Raw genomic sequence first — 23,263 nt, 5'->3', positions numbered from 1 at the left:
TCCATTGTAAAACAACCAAATTTGCCCCTTGTTATGTGATTAGTTCAAAAAATTCCCACAAAATGCTATGATGTCAGTACAGGTTCCGTTATAATGATATGGATAGTTTCAGGTTAGATGATCTTTCATTCTGGAGGGGACATAAGGGATGCACAAATGGATCATGAGCGGAGTATTTTTTGCAGCATGCGCTTTAGCTATTGTTTTAATGTTTACGCTTCCAGGGAAAGAAGAAGTGGCTGAAGAAGCCAAACCAACCATGCCGGAAGTAACATTGGATGCCGGACAGGCTGAAGCACTGGTCAAAGCCAATTGTATCTCCTGTCACGGGGATCAGCTTCAGGGTGGCGTAGGACCTGCTCTGGCTAACATCGGCAGCCAGGATGATCTGGAGAAGATCTATTCTACGATTGTCAAAGGTAAAGGTGGTATGCCTTCCTTCAAGGGCAAGCTGCAGGATGAAGAGATTGCAAATATCGCCATGTGGCTGTCAGAGAAGAAATAATCTGTGCACGCACATAACGAAGAGGCGCTTAATCCCCTTTTGGGAGAATAAGAGCCTCTTCGTTATACCAATTATTAAGCCTCTGTGGCATGCTCAGCCAGAAAGGCCTCAACTTCACGTGCGGACGGCATCCCGGACTGGGCGCCGAGCTTCGTCACGGATAACGCGGCTGCACCCATGGCGAAGCCTACGGCCGCGTCCAAAGTCTCACCGCGCGCGAGGGCTACTGCCAGCGCGCCGTTGAAGCAATCGCCAGCGCCGGTCGTATCGACGGCGCTTAAGACGTAGCCGGGCGCACGGCAAGCGCCGGCACGCCCTGCTTGTACGCGGCCGCCAGGCGCCGCCGCGTACACAGCCCCCTCGGGGCCGAGCGTCGTGACGACAGCGGCCCCGAGGGATGCGGCGAGCTCTGCGACCGCCGCATCCAGGTCTTCCGGCCGGAGATGATCCCGGCCGGTAAGCACGGCAAGCTCACTGCGGTTCGGCGTGACAACGTCGACGCACCGCAGGAGCTCCTGGGGCAGACCCGGCACCGCGGGAGCCGGGTTGAGCACCACCAGTGCGCTGCCTTCAGCCGCCAGTTGGGCGGCGCGGGTAACCGCTGGCAGCGGGATCTCCAGCTGCAGCAGCACCGCTGCGGCTGCAGTCAGGCTTTTTACCGTATCCGCCTCTTCCAGCATCTCAGGCACCACTTGTCCATTCGCACCAGGAATAACGATAATCCGGTTGTCTCCCCGAGAGAGCCAAATGGAAGCCGTCCCTGTAACCGTGTCTTCCAATATGCGAACCTGCGAGGCATCTGCACCACTTTCCGTCAGACTGTGCAGCAGACGTTCGCCAAAACCGTCCGATCCCACCGCACCAATCATCGTCGTCTGTCCACCCAGACGCGCAGCGGCAACAGCCTGGTTCGCCCCTTTGCCACCAGCGAGATAATGCAGCTCCTCACCGCTCACCGTCTCTCCCTCTTCCGGAATCGTGTCTGTCTTCACCACGAGATCCATATTGAGACTGCCTACGACAGCAATAAGAGGTTGTTTCTGATTATAGTCTGACATGTATGGTTCACTCACTTCCGGCCGCGCGATAATAACCGACCTTGTTATTCCGACCTCATTTTGTCATAAGCTTCGTTATATTGCCCTGCTTCCTTGATATCTACAGATGTGATACCACCCGCATCCCATGACGTGAGACGCAGCGTAACCGTTGTATAATCAATCGTAATAAAAGGATGATGATTGAATGCTTCCGAGATCGCAGCGACCTCATCCACAAATGCAATCCCTTTCATGTAGTTGGAGAACACGAATTTACGTACAATCCACCGTCCCTCTTCCAGTTCCCAGCCTTCCAGCCTCCCCAGATGAGCTTCGACTTCCTCTTGCGAAAAAACCATGCGTTATCTTCCTCCCCATAGGATGGTACATTACAGACGTGAGTCCGTATAACCACCGACACCTTCGGCGCTATCAACAGCAACCTCAAAGGCCAGGCTCACCGCCATGCGGTTGGCCTATTTCACGACTAACATCTTACCACGGACAAGCTTCAAAATCCAATCAACTACATGGCATAGAACCACTAACCATAAGGCTTTGAGGGCAATTCCAATTCCATTTATACCCCTGAAAATGCATGTAAACACACTAAATTAAAGGTACAAATGTCAACTCTTCTTCCCCGATCAAAATATGAATGCGGTGCTGTTCCTTATCATGGATGACTACACCACTTCCAACCGGAATAACAGACTCCTCGCCCAGCGCATAGAACAAATCCTCCGCCAACGCCTCATCCACTTCAAGTTGGTCAGATGCAGCCAGTCTCTCCCACTCTTCCGCGTCCATTTCAAAGAAAACATACCGATCCGGTATGCGTCCGATTGCCGTTGTCAGATCTGTCAAAATTCCTTCATAATCCCGTCCATGCTTTACGCCCATTGGCTTTTCACTCCTATTCGGCCCCTAAGGAGCGGATTTGATCTTATTATACCTGAAAATAGCCCTTAAAAAAAAAGGCCTTCTGGTCGATAAATACATATATGACCGTTTTAACTGTTTTAGCAACCGTAAGGAATGCCTAACATTGAACGGATTGCGGCCAAAAATTCGTCCGGAAGCCCGAATACAGCCGCTTGAAAGGATTCAATTTTATCTCATGGATGAGGTGTATGATGAACATTTCAACGATTATTGGACTAGTTTTTGGACTGGTCTCCCTTGTACTCGGTATGTTCCTGAAGGGTGCGCCCTTAATCAACCTGGTTAACAATCCGGCAGCCTACGTTATTATCTTTGTTGGTACGGCAGGAACTATCTTTATCGCATTTCCAATGTCTGAAGTTAAGAAAATCCCTAAGCTTTTCGGGATTATTTTCAAAAATCAAGTACTTATTGATCGAGTGTCTCTGATCGGCACGTTTATGGATTGGGCTTCCACTACCCGTCGTGAAGGTTTGCTTGCACTGGAATCAAAAGTAGAAGAGATTGACGATCAGTTCCTTCGTGGCGGTATGCGTATGATTATCGACGGCAACGATCAGGAATTTGTAAGTGATGTACTGATGGAAGATATTCATGCTACAGAGGAGCGCCACCGTGGCGGTGCCTTGATCTTCGCTCAGGCGGGGATGTACGCGCCAACGCTCGGGGTTCTCGGGGCCGTTGTAGGTCTCATCGCAGCACTTGCCGATCTCAGTGACATGGAGAAACTCTCCCATGCGATTGCGGCAGCATTTATCGCAACACTCCTTGGTATATTTAGTGGTTACGTGTTATGGCACCCGATGTCTAACAAGCTGAAGCGGATGTCCAAGCAAGAAATGGAGATCAAGCTGATGATGGTTGAAGGATTGTTATCCATACAGTCTGGTGTATCCACCATTGCCATCAACCAAAAGTTATCCGTATTCCTGACACCTTCCGAACGTAAACAACTGGAAGAGAAGGAGGGATCATCAGGTGAAAAAGGCTAAAAAGCACGAACCACATGAAGAACATATAGACGAGAGCTGGTTGCTTCCCTATTCTGACTTGATGACCTTGTTGCTTGCCCTGTTTATCACGTTGTTCTCCATGAGTTCACTCGATGCAGCCAAGTTCGAGCAGATGGCTTCCGCACTAAGCAGTGCATTGAATGGAGGCTCCGGTGTTCTGGATCATACGTCCATGAATCCGGATACGCCAGGTGCCGATCTGGGTAAGAACAAACAGGAACCTACAGAAATCACCAAGAAAACACCAGCTCAGATAACGGATGCACAGATGGCTCAAAAAGAACAGGAAGATCTGGAGAAGCTTAAGAAAAGGCTTGACCAGTATATCTCGAAGAACGGACTTTCGGACCAGCTGAATACCAAGCTGAATCAGTCTGAATTGAAGATCACCATCAGTGATAACGCCCTGTTCTCCTCAGGCCGAGCAGATGTGAAGCCTGAATCACGATCCCTGGCCAAAGCAATTTCAAGCATGCTGCAGGAGTTCCCTGAATATGAAGTGGTGGTATCCGGTCATACCGATAATATTCCCATTTCGAACAACCAATATAAGGATAACTGGGATCTGAGTGCAGATCGTGCGCTCAACTTCCTGAAAATCCTGTTGCTGAACACACAATTGGACCCTTCCAAATTCACACCAAGTGGTTATGGAGAGTATCATCCGATTGCCAGTAATGACACCAATACCGGACGGGCACAGAATCGCCGTGTAGAGGTATCTATCATTCGGAAGTATCAAAGTAACAATACAAATGTAAAAGCCGTTGGCGGAGGAAACTAGAGGCCTGCAGCGATTCATTAACCAAAGACCGTTCTCCAGGTACAAGGAGAACGGTCTTTTGGGTTTATATAAAGCTTATGCTTGGTTTATCTCTACATTTTTTCACACTATTTGCGAAGATTCACCTGTCGTCATTGACCTTATACCAAAAAGCCCTGCGCTCCTTTTCGGAAAGCAGGGCTTCAATCAGTTAATTAGTCAAAGTCGAATCAACTATTCCAGTGAATAGTCCAACAGACCGCCCAGCTCCGCTTTTTCAGCAGGGGTAAGCTCTCTCCATGAACCTGTCGCCATTTCTCCAAGATGAATGTTCATGATCCGAATACGCTTCAACTTACGAACCTCGTAGCCAAAGGCACTACACATCCGCCGAATCTGACGGTTCTTTCCTTCAGTCAGGATGATACGGAATACTCGATCCGTCATCCGGGTCACGGTACAAGGCAAGGTCATTTCACCCAGGATCTTCACCCCAGTGCTCATACCTCTAAGGAAACTCGGGGTTACAGATCGATCAACAGTAACGATATACTCTTTCTCATGTCGTCCTTCTGCTCTAAGTATCCGGTTAACGATATCTCCGTCATTGGTCATCAGGATCAAACCTTCCGAGTCCTTATCCAAGCGCCCAATTGGAAAGATACGCTCATCGTGCCCGACAAAATCAACGATATTGCCCTGAATATGCTGCTCAGTTGTACTTGTGATTCCAATCGGTTTATTCAGCGCGATATATACATGTTTTCTCTTTTCCTTGATCGGTTTACCATTAATTCGTACATCGTCGCCTTCTTCTGCCTGACTGCCCAGTTCAGCCTTAACTCCATTAATGGTTACCTGACCACTATCCACCAACTTATCGGCTTCACGCCGGGAGCAATAACCTGTTTCACTAATAAATTTATTAATACGCAAAAGGTAATCTCACCTCATCTATTTCTCTTCATCTGTAAGTGGTTCATCCGTTACCTGATCTACCTCAATGGCTTCCGGTTGTTGCTCGGATGCAGGCAGTTCAATGATAACCGTTGTTCCCTTGTTCATGACGCTTTTAATATCCATCATGCCCTTATGTGATTGAATAATGCGCTGACTGACCATCAGGCCAAGCCCTGTCCCAGACTCTTTATTCGTAAAGAAAGGCTCCCCAAGCTTGGGCATCATCTCTTCCGGGATACCGATGCCTTCGTCCCTGATCTCAATTCTGACACGTTTCGACTGCTCGTCATGCTTGAGCTTGATATGAATGCTTCCTCCATTTGGCATGGCCTCCATACCATTTTTCAGCAAATTGATGAATACCTGCTTCAACTGGTTCTCTTCACAGTGTACCATAGCCGAATCGGATGAGGCACGCAGTACAAATTCTACACCATGCAGATGCGCCTGACTATCCAGTAACGAGATGACATCGCCAAGAATAAAACGAATGTCCCGATTCTGAAAATGAACTGCCTGCGGTTTCGCTAAAATCAGAAATTCACCAACAATAAGGTTGATGCGATCCAGCTCCGATAACATCAGATCCAGATGACGATGATTCAGCTTGTTGCTCTCTTGCTGTAACTGCAGGAATCCGCGCAGTGTGGTCAATGGATTACGAATCTCATGTGCTACACCTGCTGCAAGCTGGCCTACGGTTGTTAGCTTCTCAGAACGTCTGAGCAGCTCTTCCATCCGATTACGACTTGTAATGTCCCTGGAGACACTAATGAGCGCGGTAATCTCTCCAGCTTCGTCTCGTACCGGAGCCGTACTGACACTGACCTCTACTCGGGTCCCGTCTTTCTTCATCCATGTGGTTTCGTTGGACGTAATGGACATCCCCTCAACGAGTTGGGCATGCTGACGTTTCATTTCTTCTTCTGCCTCTGGCGGGATGATCTTCAGATGACGACCTTCCACCTCACGACTTCGAAAGCCATATAATTGTTCAAATGCGCGGTTAACCCGCAGTACTTTTCCTTCAAGATCCGTAATGTGAATAGCATCCGCTGTCTGATTGATGATGGATTCCAGATGCTCTTTCACCGCCCGATTCTCTTCATACATCTGTTTCAGACGGCTCGTATAATGGCCCAGATTACGAATCATGGCATTAATACGATTGGCCAGTTGGCCAAGTTCATCCTTCCTCCGTACTTTCAGCCGGAAATCAAAGTGTCCATCCGCTACATCATTCACTTTGCCCAATATGGATTGGATCGGACGTGTTATATACCCTGCGAGCAGATAGCTGCCAAAGATCACAATCTCCAGCAAAACCAATGATATGGAGGCATGGCTAACCAACTGCTCAGATACCATGGAGGAGATTTGCTTATAGTCCATGACAATACTGATCACATAGGAAGACTGATTGGGTGTGAAAATGGGAATAAAGCTCTTCAGTACCTTCTGTTCATGCGTTTCACTGACAAAAGATACATTTTGCCCTGTTCGAATGGCGCGCACCACAGCACGATGATCCTCATCCTTAGAACCATACTGGTATGTACCAAAACGAATTGGTCTGTTATTCAACTTGCTAAAGTTCGAATCTCTTCCGTCATCACCCATGTTGGGGCTGCCGAAAGTCAACGGATTGATGCCTGTAATCTCCAGAATGGAGGGATTGACCTCACGGATTTTATTCAAAATCTCATCCGGACTAGAGATTTTCACATAGTCATCAACTTCCGTATTATTATAGAAGGGATTGATTATGTAGTTTCTCTTTCCATCATGGTAGTAACCCCAGATATCAATATCCGAAGGACTGGATGTCGAATATTCAAATCCATCTGACCAGAAATGCTCCAACTTCTGCCCTTGGGGAATCGTTACCTGTTGTTTTTCAAACAACTGCTTAAAGGCCTGATACCAGTAGGTCATGGATTTGGTGGACAGCCCGAGCTCTCTCGGATCCGAGGAGCGGCTAACCACAATATCATCATCCGTCTGCTCCATTAACGAGATATGCGAAACGCCGACCTTTTGGCTCAAGCGTACAAGTTCTTCATTTGTGATATTATTAATATCCGGGTCCAATTCTTCAGCCGCCATAACAGCAGCAAGCCACAGATTGTTTCCAATCTGCCGTTTTACATAATCCGAACTGTATTGATTCTGTTCGACAGCAATTGCAATCTGCTTTGCAGTGAGCACCATCTTGGTTTCACTGTCCTGCCTCAGATTCTCTTCTGTAGTATAATAACTCAGTGCGATATTCAACACTAAAATAACGAGCACTGAGCACGACATAATCATGGATAATTTCGTTTTAATAGACAAGTTTTTTTGTTCACCTCTCGGCTTGTACCCTCTGGCGATATATGGCAAAACCTATCTCCATCATAACGCTTGTATGACTTTTTGAAAAGGATAATTGACCTGTGTCCAAAAGTTACCGAATGAATGAAAAGCTCGAAATTCGTTGTTTTTTGCATTTTCGAACTCTACAATGAAATTAATCACTATATTTATCCACATACCCACAGGCTTGTGGATAGTTTGTTTATAACTATGTGAGCAACTACACGGTTATCCACAATTCTATACACAACATGTTAACAACCCGAATACTTGTTCGCTGAATAAACGATTTTGGAAGGAGTTATATAGTAATGACTGAACATTTTCTCCAGACCGATCTTGCGCATTTATCTGAGGAAGCTCAGCATGAGCACTGGATGCGAGAGGCCATTGCTGAGGCTTACAAAGCCGAAGCTCTTGGGGAAGTTCCGATTGGAGCTGTAATCGTACAAAATAACCAAATCATTGGTCGAGGATACAATCTGCGTGAAACTACGCTGGATTCTACCGCCCATGCAGAGATGGTAGCTATTCGTCAGGCCAGCGAGACCATTGGAGCTTGGCGTTTGTTGGATTGTTCTCTGTACGTCACCCTGGAACCTTGTCCGATGTGTGCAGGTGCAATTGTACAATCCAGGGTCCCCCGCGTAATCTATGGTACGGCTGATCCCAAGGCAGGCTGTGCAGGTACACTGATGAACCTGCTACAGGAGCCTCGTTTTAACCATCGCACCGAGGTGATTTCGGATATCCTTCAGCCTGAATGCTCCACGATGCTAACTCAATTTTTCAGAAGTCTGCGCCAAAAGTTAAAGTAGTCACCGAATACAACCATCCCAATTAGAAAGGAAGTGTGCTGTAATGGCACTAACACTCTATGATACAGCCAATGGCATAAGCCTTCGGTTGCTCACACCCCAGGATACACAGTCCTATCTGGACCTGATTCAGGTCACACGCGTCCCCTACCAGTCTGTAGAACCCGTGCGAGACGATGAATTCTATACAATGGATGCTCAGACTCGGCGGATTGAGGATCGGGTCAAGGCAGCAGAAGAAGGTACAGGATATCAATTTGGAATCTATACCATTAAAGACAGCCTGTTGATTGGACAAGTAAGTATCAACAATGTCGTATTAGGCGTTGCCAATTATGCAGATATGGGTTACTTTATCCATCCGGATTATCAGGGCGGCGGACGAATGACAGCAGCGGTTAAACTGGCTGTAGCTTATGGCTTCCGTGCGCTGAAGTTAAATCGGGTTCAGGCTGCAGTATTGCCCTCCAACAAAGGTTCACAGCGCGTACTGGAGAAGAACGGATTCCAGTTTGAAGGTACTGCTCGCAGATACCTCAAGATCAACGGCAAATATCAGGATCATCAGATCTATGCTGTACTTGCTGAAGACTTGGACGAACTTGCGAATTAATTGATTTAGAATTTCCACCACAAAGCTGTCTGTATTTCCAATTCAACAATATACAAATTTAATATTCCAAACCGCACTACCCTAGTTATGTAGGAGAGAGTGCGGTTTTATTTGTATGTATCACCCAGCCACGATTTAAAATCAAAGATCAATTATTTTGCGAATCCCCCTCATACGCTGTGTAACAAAAAAACCGCCTGTATCCAAGCGGAAGGAAATTATCCATCACTTGAATAACAAACGGTTTGATTTGGACTCGACGAGCTTAGTATCCGTATGAAGCGTTCATCAGTTCTTCGAACTCTTGCATAGTAATTACGTCATCGCCAGTAGGGATATTGATTTTGAATGCTGCTTTTTCGTTAATCTTGGTGTACGTATTGGAACCGGTAAATGCCAATTTCACTTCGTCTTTTGTACCTTCTGGCTTGATCAGCACATCAGCGACCATCTTTTGATATACAGGGAAGTCGTTTTTGTCCAATGCGAAATCAATGTTGAATTGGTTGATTGTCAGAACATCTTTCAATTTATCCAAGTCTTTAGCCATTTCAGCCTGATCTGCTTCAGTGATCTTCAGATCTTCTTTAGCTTTGTCGATATCAGCCTGATCCATTTGCAGCATTTCACGATATTCTTCTTTGGACAGAATATCCAATACTTTAGGCATAGCTTTTGTTACCAGTACAGTAACTGCTTCTTTAACATTGTCATTATTCACCGAGAATTGTACAACTTGCTTCGCATCTACGCCTTCAGGAAGTTGTGCATCTTTGGTGTCTAGATTTTTGAAGAATTTAGCTTGATCGTACTCGCTCAGCACTGCGTCCATTACTTCGTTGCTCAGCTTTTGCGTTTTGGCTGCGTCCATAGCATCCGGGTTCCATTCCGTACCCTCTTGCTCAGCCAGTTCTTTCAGATCAAGTTCCAGGAATTTGCCAACAACGTTCTCCGGAATTGGGAAGAACGGAATATTCGGCACTTTCACATAGAGTTTCTCAGCTGTCATCACCATTGGAATGGTGAAGGTCATACCCATATCGCCTTTAAGCTCGATGCCAAGAGTCATCTCTGTCTGCATTGGCTCGCTTTGGTATACACCTGTTACATTCAACTGAGCATCCTTCAGCATGCTCATAAACTGAGTCATAGTAGGATCAGTTTGTGAAGCATCCCCAGGTTTATAGCTCAATTCATTAATTGTAAAGTTGGAACTCATTTCATACGAAGTCAATTTGGAAGCATTGGCCGCAGCCGTCTTCAATGCCTCTTTTGGCTCCTGCTTGCTGCTACATGCTGTCAATGCCATAGATACGGTCAACAGCAACGTAAGAAGAAGCGCCCCCATACGTTTAGTCATTTGTTTCTCTCCTCTCGTGATAACCCCAAAAAAAGTAATTCAATATCAATGATATACCATATCGCCAGATACCGAAACCTAATTTGGGAAAAATGTGATCTTTCCTCTTTAAAATGGCTACAAAGACCTATGTCAGCTTTGGGAATAACCATGTGCCTGTCTTTATATATGTATGAATACGCAAAAGCCCCCTGTTAGGTAACAAGGGACTTTTGCGTGAATCTGTTTCTTCTATTAACCTTGGGGATTCAAATGATCCACATGATTTTGATTTTTTACTTTTTTGGAACCGGATAATGGCTCCTGCATGGAAGAGCGTTTGGATGAATGACGATGCTGTTCGGATGCTTGTGCTTCCGGTACGGGAATTGTTTTTGGTTTGCTCATATTATTGCCCCCTCATCATTGTTAGGAATGGGATGGGTCCCTATCTTCCGTTTTGTCATGATTCAGTGCATCCTGATGACGGCGATCATTAATATCTTGCTGAATTTGCTGGGCATGATGACTGTTTACGGCAGGTTGCTCCAGATCATCGACTACATTTTGCAGGTTTTTGTCAACTCCCGCTTTGGCTTTAGTCAATTGAGTTCACTCCTTCAGATTTCAGGCTATTATCTCGTCTGGGATTGTAACGACTGGGCGCATTCGTGAATGTGCCGTGTATAATCATGAGCCAGTTCCTGAATCGGTTCTGTACGCTCATCCGTCGTTCGTCCATCCCGTTCCACATCAATCAGCTGTACGCTGACTTCACGCGAATCGACATATGCGCATTTGAAATCAAAAGAATACATCTCGTGCCCTGCTGTAGCAATGTGTATCCGAATCGCCTGCTGATCGGCTTCATCGGCCATTACCTGAGCCTGGTCTCCAACATTCAGGACTTGAGGCAAACGTTCTTGCCAAGCCCCTACAAGCTCTGTCTGATCGATGTTTAACTCGCGGTTCATCTTACCACCTCCACTCCTATAAAGTGCGGCGATGAAGATGTTTTTATACATATTAACCTTATTCAAAATATAACGTTGTACTGTGCAACGTATACATGGATCACCAACCTGTATGCTCATTACGTTTAACAAACTCACAACGCAAAAAAGGACCCGAGCGAGATCGCTCAAGTCCTTGTTATAAGTGTAGTATGGCGGAGAGGGTGGGATTCGAACCCACGTGGAGTTGCCCCCTAACGGTTTTCAAGACCGCCCCGTTATGACCGCTTCGGTACCTCTCCAGGGAATTAACTTTTATAAACTTGCCACGAAAAGTATCATACCACATCTCGACATTATAATGCAACCTTTTTTATATCAAAATTGATAATCCCGTGTCAGACAACTGCCTCGGCTTTACAAAACACTCCAATCCGCCATTCCAAAATGACGGATTGAGTTTGTATTCCTCTTGATGAGGATGGTTAACTAACTCTTAAGAGCGACGTGCAATCACACTGGTGCCGCCCATATAAGGACGCAATGCTTCAGGAATAACAACCGTGCCATCTTCCTGTTGATAGTTCTCCAGGATAGCGGCTACCGTCCGTCCAACAGCCAATCCTGACCCGTTCAATGTATGAACAAATTCCGGTTTGGCTTTTGGCTCTCTGCGGAAACGGATATTGGCACGACGTGCCTGGAAATCCTCACAGTTGGAGCATGAAGAAATCTCACGATAGGTATTGCTCTCAGGCAACCATACTTCAATATCATACGTTTTAGCTGAAGTGAAACCCATATCTGCCGTGCACAAAGTCAGGACGCGATACGGTAAGCCCAACAATTGAAGCACACGCTCCGCATTTTGAGTCATTTGCTCCAGCTCTTCATACGAAGTCTCTGGAGTAGAGAGCTTGAGCAGCTCTACTTTGTTGAATTGATGCTGACGAATCAAGCCGCGTGTATCCCGTCCAGCCGAACCGGCTTCAGAGCGGAAACAAGAGCTGTATGCCACAAAGTGTTTAGGCAATTGATCTACATTCAGAATCTCTTCGCGATGGTAGTTCGTTACCGGAACTTCAGCAGTAGGGATTAGATAATATTCAGTATCTTTCAACTTAAACAGATCTTCTTCGAACTTAGGCAGTTGACCTGTTCCAAACAAGCTGTCCCGATTCACGATGTATGGAGGCAGAATCTCTTCATATCCATGTTGATCGCTGTGCAGATCCATCATGAAGTTGATCAATGCACGTTCCAGACGCGCACCCAGACCTTTATAAAAGGTAAAACGGGAACCTGTTACTTTGGCAGCCGCTTCAAAATCAAGAATATCGAGATCCTGCGCAATTTCCCAGTGTGCTTTTGGTGTAAAAGTAAATGACTTCGGCTCTTCCCAACGACGAATCTCAACATTGTCGTCTTCAGAAGCTCCAATAGGTACACTTTCGTTAGGAATGTTCGGAATCGCCATTGTGAGATCATTGATCTTCACTTCCAGTTCCCGAACTTCTTCATCCATGGCTTTGATTCGATCAGAGACTTCACGCATCTCCACAATCAGATCATCCGCATTCTCACGATTCTTCTTCAGTCTAGCAACTTCCGCGGAGACTGTATTCCGACGACTCTTCAGTGTTTCACTCTCTTGAAGCAATTCCCGACGCTTGGCATCCATCTCGGTAAATCCAGCGATAAGATCCAGCGATTTGCCACGCTTAGTCAATGCTTCTTCTACACGTGCATACTCATTCCGCAATATTTTCACATCAAGCACGATATACCCCTCCTAAATAACCCCACGAAGTGAAGCCTTATGTTAAATCGATTCTCAAAACTCTACTGTGTATACCTTACTATATACTTATCGGAATCTGTAACCACAAAAACAACCTATGTCCCCGGTGGACCCTCCGCTGCGATTCCCGCTATGAAGCAGATACAGGCAACATCAGGCATCCGTTCAGATGCAACTGCCAATCAGCGGCCTTACAAGGCTGCTGGGGAAGTGATCCGATGACCGGGAGATCATAGGTTGTACATCATACATTATTTTGGATTTACCGCATGTTTGTAGGACTTGGCCATGTCTACAAAATAAGCATGTAGACGGTAGTCATCCGTCAACTCCGGATGATACGAGCAAGCCAGCAAATGTCCCTGCCGAGCTGTTACAATCTCATCCTTGTAAGTGGAGAGAACCTCCACCTGATCTCCCACACTCTCAATCAAGGGAGCCCGGATAAATACAGCTCTCACCGTTTCCTCAATGCCTTTGACAGGCAAGTCTGTTTCAAAACTTTCTCTCTGCCGTCCAAATGCATTTCGGGATACAGTCATATCCATTAGCTCCAAATGAGCTTCTGCCTGTCCTGTAATATGCTTAGCCATAACGATTAATCCAGCACAGGTACCAAATACCGGTTTGCCCTCAGCAGCAAACGCGCGAATGGCATCCATAAACCCATACTTACGCATCAGCTTGCCAATCGTTGTACTTTCCCCGCCAGGAAGGATAAGACCATCCAGATCGTCCAATTGCTGAACCTGTTTGATAGCCACACCTTCTGCTCCAGCGCGTTCAATACTCCGTATATGCTCTGTGACAGCCCCTTGAAGTGCTAAAACGCCGATCTTCATTTGCACATTCCCCTTCTCTTACCAGCCACGATTTTGCATACGCTCGGAAGGTGCAAGTTTGGATATCTCTATGCCCTTCATCGGTGCTCCAAGATACTTGGACACTTCGGCCCGTAATGTATGTGTCGTTCTAAAAAACATTGGAGTTTTTTGCTTCATTATACGTGAATTCTAACTTGATATTTTACCGGAAAAATTGTAATTATACAATCCATCCGGTCGGAATAACTTGTATTTTATCAATGATATGACCACATAAACATCAAATTCATGATCATACTCTTTCCATGAAGTTTGCTATGGATTAAAACAGGTTTTTAATCCCGTCAAAAAGATCCACGAAGAAATCCTTCACGGCACGGAAGAACAAACGGAACCATCCGCCTTTTTCAGCCTCTTCCGCAGTGATCAAGTTCACTGTTTTTTCCTGTGGCTCAATTCCATCTGCTTTATACGTGTATGTTACTGTACCAACCTTTGTACCTGCCTTGATTGGTGCTACCAGCTTGTCAGCCTCAGTTACGTTGGCTTTGAACGTCACATCCAGGTTCTGGGTACCTTTGGGTACAACGAAACTTACCGCATTATCTGTTACGACAGGAACGGTTGTTTCTTTACCTTTTTTCACAGGCACAGCTTCCCAGCCCGTCACTTTGGTCTTGCCTGCAACAGCCTGTTTCACTTCAAAGTTGTTAAATCCAAAGTCCAATACCTTTTTAGTTTCTCTGAAACGTGCGGATTCCGAATCTGTGCCCATAACGACACTAATTAGACGCATACCGTTACGTTCCGCTGTACCTGTAAAGTTATTACCTGCGTTCGTGGTATGGCCTGTTTTCATTCCATCCAGACCTTCATAGGCATAGCTTTTGAAGTTGGTTATATTTTTATTCGCTTCCAGCATCCAGTTGTAATTGATAATTGGAGCTTTATCATTTGGACGGAACTTATAGGATTGAATGGTTGTAAAATCTTTGTAGTCCGGGTGATCCATGATGATATATCTGCACAGAATCGCAGCATCCATTGCGGACATCACTGTTTCCTTGTCTTCAGCTGGACGGAAGTCGGCAGGCATATCTGCTCGGTCTAGACCGGAAGAGTTGATGAAGAACGTATCCTTCATGCCCATACGCTTCGCTTCATCATTCATCATTTTCACGAAAGCCTCTTCCGAACCTGCAACATACTCAGCCAAAGCAACCGTAGCATCATTGGCAGAGCCAACAGCCATAGCAATATAGAGATCCTTAACTGTGTGCTGGTCACCTTCTGCGAGGAAAATTCGCGACCCGATACTTTGTGCAGCATTCTTTTTAACAGTTACAATATCGTCCCAGCCGAATTTACCTTGTTTGACTTGTTCGGCGACAATGTACTCTGTCATCATTTTGGTCATACTTGCAGGTGGCATCGCTTTATCCGCATCAACATTTAGTAGAATCTGTCCCGTTGAGGCTTCCATAAGCACTGCAGATCTAACTTCAAGCCCAAGTGAGTCTACCCCAGGCACCTGCACGGCTTTCTCCGTCTTCGTTGTTGTTGCCGCAGCAGTCAGAACCTGACCGGAGTTATCCGCAGCAGCCATGACCGGCATTACTGCAGACATACAAAGCATGTTAATTAGCATTACCGAGGCTACGCTCTTTTTGAGCATTTGGCGTTTCTTTTTATTCATGTGTTTGGCTTTCAATGATGAATACTCCCTTCGATCCAAAGCATTGTGAATTGCTTCAGTGCAGCTTATGCTGCGATTTTCTTGTTCCCTAACCTGTGTGTTTGATGTATGAGATGTGTGCTATATGCGCTGTATCGAACGAGCAATATTATTGCCCCTAAAGTTCGTTATCGATTGTCACTTAGTCCGCATTTTACAAATGCTTATGTAAAAGGACGTCCGCGCTTCTGTTTAACTGGCAGCCTTTTCTGGAACTGCATTTGCTTTTCAAAACCATATTCATAGATTCACGTCAAATAGCCGCCGCAACGCCTTAATCCATCCATGGATCGTCACCGCTTGTTCTATTCTATCACAGGGGTATCAGCAAAAAAAGACAGACCCGGTGAAAATCACCGAGCCTGTCCTGGAAATGATTAACTCTCTTCAGATTACAACGAGTAGTTAGGTGCTTCTTTGGTAATCTGTACATCATGAGGATGACTTTCGCGCAGTCCCGCACCTGTAATTCGGATAAAGCCTGTATCGTTACGAAGCTGCTCCAAGTTACTTGTACCACAGTATCCCATACCCGAACGCAGACCACCAATCAGTTGGTGAATCGTATCAGACAATGGTCCTTTGTAAGCAACACGACCTTCAATTCCTTCCGGAACCAGTTTCTTGTCATCATCTTGGAAGTAACGATCTTTACTACCTTGTTTCATTGCGGCCATTGAACCCATACCGCGGTATACTTTGTAGCTACGTCCTTGGAAGATTTCAGTTTCCCCCGGGCTTTCAGCTGTGCCTGCAAACAAACTTCCCAGCATCACCGCGTGTGCGCCTGCAGCCAGTGCCTTCGTAATTTCACCGGAATATTTAATTCCGCCGTCCGCGATAATCGGAACTCCATATTCGCGTGCCACTGTTGCACAATCGTACACTGCAGTTACTTGAGGTACACCAATACCAGCGATAACACGTGTTGTACAAATCGAACCTGGACCAATACCCACTTTAACTACCGAAGCCCCTGCTTCGATCAGGTCACGAGTGGCTGCGCCAGTAGCAACGTTACCTGCAACGATGGTCAGGCTAGGGAAACGTTCACGAAGCTGACGTACAGCTTCAATGATATTGATGTGGTGTCCGTGAGCCGAGTCTACCGTAATCAGGTCAACACCAGCTTGTACCAAAGCATCAGCACGTTCAAATGTATCTTTGGAAATACCAATCGCTGCACCAACCAACAGACGTCCTTGAGCGTCTTTGGCTGCATGAGGGAATTGAATGGCTTTCTCAATATCTTTAATCGTGATAAGACCTTTCAATGTGTTTGTCTCATCAACTAATGGAAGTTTTTCAATCTTGTGCTTCTGAAGGATACCTTCAGCTTCTTGCAGTGTAGTGCCTACAGGAGCGGTAACCAGATTCTCACGAGTCATGACTTCGCTAATCTTGATGCCGTAATCATGGATAAAACGCAAATCGCGGTTAGTCAAAATACCAACCAGCTTCTGATCTCCTTCAATAATAGGTACACCGGAGATCCGATATTTCGCCATTACTGCTTCCGCATCAGACACCAGATGATCTGCCGTCAGTGAGAATGGATTCGTAATAACACCACTCTCCGAACGTTTAACACGATCTACTTCTTCTGCCTGTTGTTCAACCGACATATTTTTATGGATGATACCGATACCGCCTTCACGTGCAATGGCAATAGCCAATGTCGCTTCAGTTACCGTATCCATACCCGCACTAATCAAAGGAATATTTAGCTTTACATTATCGCTCAAACGAATAGATACATCTACTTCTTTAGGCAGTGTCTCGGATTTCCGTGGCACTAGCAATACATCATCAAAGGTGAGGCCTTCCTTACCAAATTTATCTTCCCACACGCAAGTGTTCCTCCTTATGTTTGCTCAGCTTTACGGTCCAAAACCCGAAGATTCCAGGCTGTATTTTACGCCGAAAATACGTTTTCTGAAAAATTTATTATTGCCATCTTAGCAAAGCGATATTTAGACTGTCAAGGAAAAGTACTTGGTTATATCAGGTGTATTGCCTGATGAACACAACTGTTTTTCCAGAGCGGACAAGTCTAGTTATTACACAAAAAAACGTCAATTCGTATCGAATAACGTTACATTTATACAACCTATTGTGCTGATAAATTACCAAATTCAATCTGTATTTTAATCCCATACTGCATAATAAAACTATATAATAAAAACCACCACCGAATAACATCGGCAGTGGTTCTTTGCTTGGCGGCGTCCTACTCTCCCAGGACCCTGCGGTCCAAGTACCATCGGCGCTAGAGGGCTTAACGGTCGTGTTCGGGATGGGTACGTGTGGAACCCCTCCGCCATCGCCACCAAACGCGTAGCTTACATTTCAGAGTGTTGTTCTCTGAAAACTAGATTCGAAACGAAACATGCGAATTACAACTTGCTAATTGGATAAGCCCTCGACCGATTAGTACTGGTCAGCTCCATGCATTGCTGCACTTCCACCCCCAGCCTATCTACCTCGTCGTCTTCAAGGGGTCTTACATACTGGGAAATCTCATCTTGAGGGGGGCTTCACGCTTAGATGCTTTCAGCGTTTATCCCGTCCGTACATAGCTACCCAGCGGTGCTCCTGGCGGAACAACTGGTACACCAGCGGTACGTCCATCCCGGTCCTCTCGTACTAAGGACAGCTCCTCTCAAATTTCCTACGCCCACGACAGATAGGGACCGAACTGTCTCACGACGTTCTGAACCCAGCTCGCGTACCGCTTTAATGGGCGAACAGCCCAACCCTTGGGACCTACTTCAGCCCCAGGATGCGATGAGCCGACATCGAGGTGCCAAACCTCCCCGTCGATGTGGACTCTTGGGGGAGATAAGCCTGTTATCCCCAGGGTAGCTTTTATCCGTTGAGCGATGGCCCTTCCATGCGGTACCACCGGATCACTAAGCCCGACTTTCGTCCCTGCTCGACTTGTAGGTCTCGCAGTCAAGCTCCCTTATGCCTTTGCACTCTTCGAATGATTTCCAACCATTCTGAGGGAACCTTTGGGCGCCTCCGTTACTCTTTAGGAGGCGACCGCCCCAGTCAAACTGCCCACCTGACACTGTCCCCGCACCGGATTACGGTACCAGGTTAGAACCTAGATACGATCAGGGTGGTATCCCAACGTTGCCTCCACACAAGCTGGCGCTCATGCTTCAAAGGCTCCCACCTATCCTGTACAGATCGTACCCAAATTCAATATCAAGCTGCAGTAAAGCTCCATGGGGTCTTTCCGTCTTGTCGCGGGTAACCTGCATCTTCACAGGTATTAAAATTTCACCGGATCTCTCGTTGAGACAGCGCCCAAGTCGTTACGCCATTCGTGCGGGTCAGAATTTACCTGACAAGGAATTTCGCTACCTTAGGACCGTTATAGTTACGGCCGCCGTTTACTGGGGCTTCGGTTCACAGCTTCGGATTGCTCCTAACCACTCCCCTTAACCTTCCAGCACCGGGCAGGCGTCAGCCCGTATACTTCGCCTTACGGCTTCGCACAGACCTGTGTTTTTGCTAAACAGTCGCTTGGGCCTTTTCACTGCGGCCCCCTCGTGCTATTCACACTACCGGGGCACCCCTTCTCCCGAAGTTACGGGGTCATTTTGCCGAGTTCCTTAACGAGAGTTCTTCCGCGCGCCTTAGAATACTCTTCTCGCCTACCTGTGTCGGTTTGCGGTACGGGCACCATCACCTGGCTAGAGGCTTTTCTTGGCAGTGTGAGATCATGACCTTCGCTACTATAATTTTCGCTCCCCATCACAGCTTAGCCTTACAATGTGCGGATTTGCCTACACATCAGCCTTACTGCTTAGACGGACATCCATCAGTCCGCGTCACTACCCTACTGCGTCCCCCCATTGCTCATAACGGCTTACGGTGGTACAGGAATTTCGACCTGTTGTCCTTCGACTACGCCTTTCGGCCTCGCCTTAGGTCCCGACTTACCCTGAGCGGACGAGCCTTCCTCAGGAACCCTTAGGCTTTCGGCGGATCAGATTCTCACTGATCTTTTCGTTACTCATACCGGCATTCTCACTTGTATAATGTCCAGCGCTCCTTACGGTACACCTTCAACCCTTATACAACGCTCCCCTACCCCTGATGCAAAGCATCAAGCCATAGCTTCGGTGGTGTGTTTAGCCCCGTTACATTTTCGGCGCAGAGTCACTCGACCAGTGAGCTATTACGCACTCTTTCAATGGTGGCTGCTTCTAAGCCAACATCCTGGTTGTCTGTGCAACTCCACATCCTTTCCCACTTAACACACACTTGGGGACCTTAGCTGATGGTCTGGGCTGTTTCCCTTTTGACAATGGATCTTAGCACTCACTGTCTGACTCCCGGAAGTAAGTCTATGGCATTCGGAGTTTGACTGAGCTTGGTAACCCTTGCGGGCCCCGCACCCAATCAGTGCTCTACCTCCACGACTCTGTTTTCCGAGGCTAGCCCTAAAGCTATTTCGGGGAGAACCAGCTATCTCCGAGTTCGATTGGAATTTCTCCGCTACCCCCACCTCATCCCCGCATTTTTCAACATGCGTGGGTTCGGGCCTCCAGTGCGTGTTACCGCACCTTCACCCTGGACAGGGGTAGATCACCCGGTTTCGGGTCTACGTCCACGTACTAAGTCGCCCTATTCAGACTCGCTTTCGCTGCGGCTCCGGCTCTTCACCTTAACCTTGCACGGGAACGTAACTCGCCGGTTCATTCTACAAAAGGCACGCCATCACCCCTAAAACGGGCTCTGACTTTTTGTAAGCACACGGTTTCAGGTTCTATTTCACTCCCCTTCCGGGGTGCTTTTCACCTTTCCCTCACGGTACTGCTTCACTATCGGTCGCTAGGAAGTATTTAGCCTTGGCAGATGGTCCTGCCGGATTCATACGGGGTTTCACGTGCCCCGCACTACTCGGGATCCGTCTCGGAGGGAACAGACTTTCAACTACAGGGCTTTTACCTTCTTTGGCGGGCCTTTCCAGACCTCTTCGCTTAACCGGTTCCTTTGTAACTCCATGTGAGACGTCCCACAACCCCAAAGAGCAAGCTCTCTGGTTTGGGCTTCTCCGCGTTCGCTCGCCGCTACTGACGGAATCACTATTGTTTTCTCTTCCTCAGGGTACTTAGATGTTTCAGTTCCCCTGGTATGCCTCTACATAACCTATGTATTCAGTTATGAGTAACTGGAAATTACCCCAGCTGGGTTTCCCCATTCGGACACCCCCGGATCAAAGCTTGCTTACAGCTCCCCGAGGCAGTTTCGTTGTTCGCCACGTCCTTCATCGGCTCCTAGCGCCTAGGCATCCTCCGTGTGCTCTTAGTAGCTTAACCTCGTGCTCCGGTTTCGACTGCTCGCTTCCCTTGTTTTGCTTGCGCAAAGCCAAAAGTCGCTCCCATTCGATACCATCGTACGTGCAATCTACCGTTTTTATTGAAACTTGTTTAACACAAGTTCAGCTAAAAAGGAATGTTCTAATTCGCGTTTGTTTCGTTTCGATATCTAGTTTTCAAAGAACAAGCTCCATGCAAAAGCAAGCTGTTTGAGAGTTTGAGCTCTCAAAACCGAACAACGAGTGAGTAGTTTGTGCAGCTAAGCTGCTTATTTGAATGTTTCCGTTGCAGGAAACGATTCTCCATAGAAAGGAGGTGATCCAGCCGCACCTTCCGATACGGCTACCTTGTTACGACTTCACCCCAATCATCTATCCCACCTTCGGCGGCTGGCTCCTTGCGGTTACCCCACCGACTTCGGGTGTTATAAACTCTCGTGGTGTGACGGGCGGTGTGTACAAGACCCGGGAACGTATTCACCGCGGCATGCTGATCCGCGATTACTAGCAATTCCGACTTCATGCAGGCGAGTTGCAGCCTGCAATCCGAACTGAGACCGGCTTTGTTGGGATTGGCTCCATCTCGCGATTTCGCAGCCCGTTGTACCGGCCATTGTAGTACGTGTGTAGCCCAGGTCATAAGGGGCATGATGATTTGACGTCATCCCCACCTTCCTCCGGTTTGTCACCGGCAGTCTATCTAGAGTGCCCACCCGAAGTGCTGGCAACTAAATATAAGGGTTGCGCTCGTTGCGGGACTTAACCCAACATCTCACGACACGAGCTGACGACAACCATGCACCACCTGTCTTGAATGTTCCGAAGAAAAGGTACATCTCTGCACCGGTCATTCAGATGTCAAGACCTGGTAAGGTTCTTCGCGTTGCTTCGAATTAAACCACATACTCCACTGCTTGTGCGGGTCCCCGTCAATTCCTTTGAGTTTCAGTCTTGCGACCGTACTCCCCAGGCGGAGTGCTTAATGTGTTAACTTCGGCACCAAGGGTATCGAAACCCCTAACACCTAGCACTCATCGTTTACGGCGTGGACTACCAGGGTATCTAATCCTGTTTGCTCCCCACGCTTTCGCGCCTCAGCGTCAGTTACAGCCCAGAGAGTCGCCTTCGCCACTGGTGTTCCTCCACATATCTACGCATTTCACCGCTACACGTGGAATTCCACTCTCCTCTTCTGCACTCAAGTCACCCAGTTTCCAGTGCGATCCGGGGTTGAGCCCCGGGATTAAACACCAGACTTAAATGACCGCCTGCGCGCGCTTTACGCCCAATAATTCCGGACAACGCTTGCCCCCTACGTATTACCGCGGCTGCTGGCACGTAGTTAGCCGGGGCTTTCTTCTCAGGTACCGTCACCTTGAGAGCAGTTACTCTCCCAAGCGTTCTTCCCTGGCAACAGAGCTTTACGATCCGAAAACCTTCATCACTCACGCGGCATTGCTCCGTCAGGCTTTCGCCCATTGCGGAAGATTCCCTACTGCTGCCTCCCGTAGGAGTCTGGGCCGTGTCTCAGTCCCAGTGTGGCCGATCACCCTCTCAGGTCGGCTACGCATCGTCGCCTTGGTGAGCCGTTACCCCACCAACTAGCTAATGCGCCGCAGGCCCATCCCCAAGTGACAGATTGCTCCGTCTTTCCAGTTTCCTTCAGGCGAAGAAAACAACTATTCGGTATTAGCTACCGTTTCCGGTAGTTGTCCCAAACTTGAGGGCAGGTTGCCTACGTGTTACTCACCCGTCCGCCGCTAACCATCAGAGAAGCAAGCTTCTCATCAAGTCCGCTCGACTTGCATGTATTAGGCATGCCGCCAGCGTTCGTCCTGAGCCAGGATCAAACTCTCCAATAAAGTATTGAAAAGAGCGATAAGCTCATTTTGAATCTGACGAGATTAAAAATCTCATTTGTGCTCCAGTCGATCCAAGCCAAGGCCCGTCTCAACTTTCGCGTTCATTCTGCAAGCAGAATGTTTACTCACTCGTTGTTCAGTTTTCAAAGATCAAACTTGTTCCGTTACCGAATGTTGTTCTCTTCAGCAACTTTTATATCTTATCACATCCGAACCAACTTTGCAAGCTCTTTTTTTAAGTTTCTTTCGAAGCTTATTTCATTTGCTTGCCGCACCGTGTAAACCGTGTTTTCTTGGCCGGAATTAGAATATACCATGTACAGATATTGATTGCAAGTCTTTTTTTGAAACTATATATACAATCGGTTTGATCTAATACGGACGTACATATGGTATCTCCCA

18 protein-coding genes, 1 tRNA gene, 3 rRNA genes and 1 pseudogene are annotated in these 23,263 nt (G+C 47.2%); 5 read left to right on the top strand and 18 right to left on the bottom strand.

The window, feature by feature from the left end; translation table 11 throughout:
* Positions 1 to 148: 148 nt before the first annotated feature.
* Positions 149 to 505 (top strand): cytochrome c, encoded by a 357-nt coding sequence (locus tag V6669_RS00515; protein WP_036607288.1) that lies wholly within the window; start codon positions 149 to 151, stop codon positions 503 to 505.
* A gap of 74 nt (positions 506 to 579) precedes the next feature.
* On the opposite strand, the gene rbsK is transcribed toward V6669_RS00515, so the two are convergent.
* The 3 genes from rbsK to V6669_RS00500 all read right to left on the bottom strand — a co-directional run bounded on the left by rbsK (position 580) and on the right by V6669_RS00500 (position 2,448).
* Entirely contained in the window at positions 580 to 1,563 is a 984-nt protein-coding gene (gene rbsK / locus V6669_RS00510; RefSeq protein ID WP_338589812.1) for a ribokinase, read from the bottom strand.
* A gap of 44 nt (positions 1,564 to 1,607) precedes the next feature.
* Entirely contained in the window at positions 1,608 to 1,904 is a 297-nt protein-coding gene (locus tag V6669_RS00505; protein ID WP_062838136.1) for a 4a-hydroxytetrahydrobiopterin dehydratase, read from the bottom strand.
* A 250-nt stretch (positions 1,905 to 2,154) separates the two neighbouring features.
* Complete coding sequence (locus V6669_RS00500) at positions 2,155 to 2,448, bottom strand: hypothetical protein (protein WP_074092938.1); 294 nt, start codon at positions 2,446 to 2,448, stop codon at positions 2,155 to 2,157.
* 233 nt (positions 2,449 to 2,681) lie between these two features.
* Here V6669_RS00500 and motA point away from each other — a divergent pair, with 233 nt between their 5' ends.
* The gene (motA, locus tag V6669_RS00495; protein WP_017691317.1) at positions 2,682 to 3,482 is read left to right on the top strand and encodes a flagellar motor stator protein MotA; all 801 of its coding nucleotides are present in this window, start codon (positions 2,682 to 2,684) and stop codon (positions 3,480 to 3,482) included.
* On the top strand, positions 3,469 to 4,287 hold the full coding sequence (gene motB, locus V6669_RS00490; RefSeq protein ID WP_338589808.1) for a flagellar motor protein MotB: 819 nt from the start codon (positions 3,469 to 3,471) through the stop codon (positions 4,285 to 4,287). The genes motA and motB overlap by 14 nt, the downstream gene beginning before the upstream one ends.
* A 213-nt stretch (positions 4,288 to 4,500) precedes the next feature.
* Here motB and rluF read toward each other — a convergent pair whose 3' ends face one another.
* Both rluF and V6669_RS00480 read right to left on the bottom strand, forming a co-directional pair.
* Entirely contained in the window at positions 4,501 to 5,202 is a 702-nt protein-coding gene (gene rluF, locus V6669_RS00485; protein ID WP_338589806.1) for a 23S rRNA pseudouridine(2604) synthase RluF, read from the bottom strand.
* Between the two features lie 18 nt (positions 5,203 to 5,220).
* A complete protein-coding gene (locus V6669_RS00480; RefSeq protein WP_338589804.1) occupies positions 5,221 to 7,560 on the bottom strand; it encodes an ATP-binding protein in 2,340 nt (779 codons plus the stop codon).
* Positions 7,561 to 7,892: 332 nt separating this feature from the next.
* Between V6669_RS00480 and tadA the strand changes: the two genes are divergently transcribed.
* The gene (gene tadA / locus V6669_RS00475; protein WP_338589802.1) at positions 7,893 to 8,399 is read left to right on the top strand and encodes a tRNA adenosine(34) deaminase TadA; all 507 of its coding nucleotides are present in this window, start codon (positions 7,893 to 7,895) and stop codon (positions 8,397 to 8,399) included.
* Positions 8,400 to 8,442: 43 nt separating this feature from the next.
* The gene (locus V6669_RS00470; protein ID WP_338589800.1) at positions 8,443 to 9,012 is read left to right on the top strand and encodes a GNAT family protein; all 570 of its coding nucleotides are present in this window, start codon (positions 8,443 to 8,445) and stop codon (positions 9,010 to 9,012) included.
* 265 nt (positions 9,013 to 9,277) lie between these two features.
* Here V6669_RS00470 and V6669_RS00465 read toward each other — a convergent pair whose 3' ends face one another.
* The 13 genes and pseudogenes from V6669_RS00465 to V6669_RS00405 form a co-directional block, all read right to left on the bottom strand.
* Positions 9,278 to 10,372, bottom strand: coding sequence for a hypothetical protein (locus V6669_RS00465; RefSeq protein ID WP_133387537.1), 1,095 nt, complete (start codon positions 10,370 to 10,372; stop codon positions 9,278 to 9,280).
* Positions 10,373 to 10,606: 234 nt separating this feature from the next.
* A complete protein-coding gene (locus V6669_RS00460; protein WP_036607296.1) occupies positions 10,607 to 10,759 on the bottom strand; it encodes a small acid-soluble spore protein P in 153 nt (50 codons plus the stop codon).
* 21 nt (positions 10,760 to 10,780) lie between these two features.
* The gene (locus tag V6669_RS00455; protein WP_017691325.1) at positions 10,781 to 10,957 is read right to left on the bottom strand and encodes a hypothetical protein; all 177 of its coding nucleotides are present in this window, start codon (positions 10,955 to 10,957) and stop codon (positions 10,781 to 10,783) included.
* Between the two features lie 29 nt (positions 10,958 to 10,986).
* Entirely contained in the window at positions 10,987 to 11,325 is a 339-nt protein-coding gene (locus V6669_RS00450; protein WP_036607297.1) for a hypothetical protein, read from the bottom strand.
* A 192-nt stretch (positions 11,326 to 11,517) separates the two neighbouring features.
* Positions 11,518 to 11,606: transfer RNA gene (locus tag V6669_RS00445), tRNA-Ser, on the bottom strand.
* A 194-nt stretch (positions 11,607 to 11,800) separates the two neighbouring features.
* Entirely contained in the window at positions 11,801 to 13,084 is a 1,284-nt protein-coding gene (serS, locus tag V6669_RS00440) for a serine--tRNA ligase (RefSeq protein ID WP_338589792.1), read from the bottom strand.
* Between the two features lie 272 nt (positions 13,085 to 13,356).
* Positions 13,357 to 13,947, bottom strand: a complete 591-nt coding sequence (gene pdxT / locus V6669_RS00435; RefSeq protein WP_338589790.1) for a pyridoxal 5'-phosphate synthase glutaminase subunit PdxT — start codon at positions 13,945 to 13,947, stop codon at positions 13,357 to 13,359.
* An 18-nt stretch (positions 13,948 to 13,965) separates the two neighbouring features.
* Positions 13,966 to 14,076 (bottom strand): annotated as a pseudogene (locus V6669_RS00430) (pyridoxal 5'-phosphate synthase lyase subunit PdxS); the annotation flags it as partial.
* Between the two features lie 175 nt (positions 14,077 to 14,251).
* On the bottom strand, positions 14,252 to 15,640 hold the full coding sequence (locus V6669_RS00425) for a D-alanyl-D-alanine carboxypeptidase family protein (RefSeq protein WP_338589788.1): 1,389 nt from the start codon (positions 15,638 to 15,640) through the stop codon (positions 14,252 to 14,254).
* Positions 15,641 to 16,056: 416 nt separating this feature from the next.
* Positions 16,057 to 17,514, bottom strand: a complete 1,458-nt coding sequence (gene guaB, locus V6669_RS00420; RefSeq protein WP_289390816.1) for an IMP dehydrogenase — start codon at positions 17,512 to 17,514, stop codon at positions 16,057 to 16,059.
* Positions 17,515 to 17,881: 367 nt separating this feature from the next.
* Positions 17,882 to 17,998, bottom strand: a 5S ribosomal RNA gene (rrf, locus tag V6669_RS00415).
* Between the two features lie 76 nt (positions 17,999 to 18,074).
* Positions 18,075 to 21,000: ribosomal RNA gene (locus tag V6669_RS00410) — 23S ribosomal RNA — on the bottom strand.
* Positions 21,001 to 21,308: 308 nt separating this feature from the next.
* Positions 21,309 to 22,861 (bottom strand): 16S ribosomal RNA (locus V6669_RS00405).
* Together the 16S, 23S and 5S rRNA genes form the textbook arrangement of a ribosomal RNA operon.
* Positions 22,862 to 23,263: the final 402 nt, after the last annotated feature.

The organism is Paenibacillus sp. Y5S-9 (assembly GCF_036894235.1).
Classification (GTDB): Bacteria; Bacillota; Bacilli; order Paenibacillales; family Paenibacillaceae; genus Paenibacillus.
Note: the sequence above shows the minus strand (reverse complement) of the source record. Positions and strands in the feature narration are given on the sequence as shown.

What these genes read in the sequence shown, in the direction of transcription:
- V6669_RS00515 (WP_036607288.1), top strand. Translation starts at nt 149, where the DNA reads ATGCACAAATGGATCATGAGCGGAGTATTTTTTGCAGCATGCGCTTTA.
- rbsK (WP_338589812.1), bottom strand. Translation starts at nt 1,563, where the DNA reads ATGTCAGACTATAATCAGAAACAACCTCTTATTGCTGTCGTAGGCAGT.
- V6669_RS00505 (WP_062838136.1), bottom strand. Translation starts at nt 1,904, where the DNA reads ATGGTTTTTTCGCAAGAGGAAGTCGAAGCTCATCTGGGGAGGCTGGAA.
- V6669_RS00500 (WP_074092938.1), bottom strand. Translation starts at nt 2,448, where the DNA reads ATGGGCGTAAAGCATGGACGGGATTATGAAGGAATTTTGACAGATCTG.
- motA (WP_017691317.1), top strand. Translation starts at nt 2,682, where the DNA reads ATGAACATTTCAACGATTATTGGACTAGTTTTTGGACTGGTCTCCCTT.
- tadA (WP_338589802.1), top strand. Translation starts at nt 7,893, where the DNA reads ATGACTGAACATTTTCTCCAGACCGATCTTGCGCATTTATCTGAGGAA.
- V6669_RS00470 (WP_338589800.1), top strand. Translation starts at nt 8,443, where the DNA reads ATGGCACTAACACTCTATGATACAGCCAATGGCATAAGCCTTCGGTTG.
- V6669_RS00465 (WP_133387537.1), bottom strand. Translation starts at nt 10,372, where the DNA reads ATGACTAAACGTATGGGGGCGCTTCTTCTTACGTTGCTGTTGACCGTA.
- V6669_RS00460 (WP_036607296.1), bottom strand. Translation starts at nt 10,759, where the DNA reads ATGAGCAAACCAAAAACAATTCCCGTACCGGAAGCACAAGCATCCGAA.
- V6669_RS00450 (WP_036607297.1), bottom strand. Translation starts at nt 11,325, where the DNA reads ATGAACCGCGAGTTAAACATCGATCAGACAGAGCTTGTAGGGGCTTGG.
- pdxT (WP_338589790.1), bottom strand. Translation starts at nt 13,947, where the DNA reads ATGAAGATCGGCGTTTTAGCACTTCAAGGGGCTGTCACAGAGCATATA.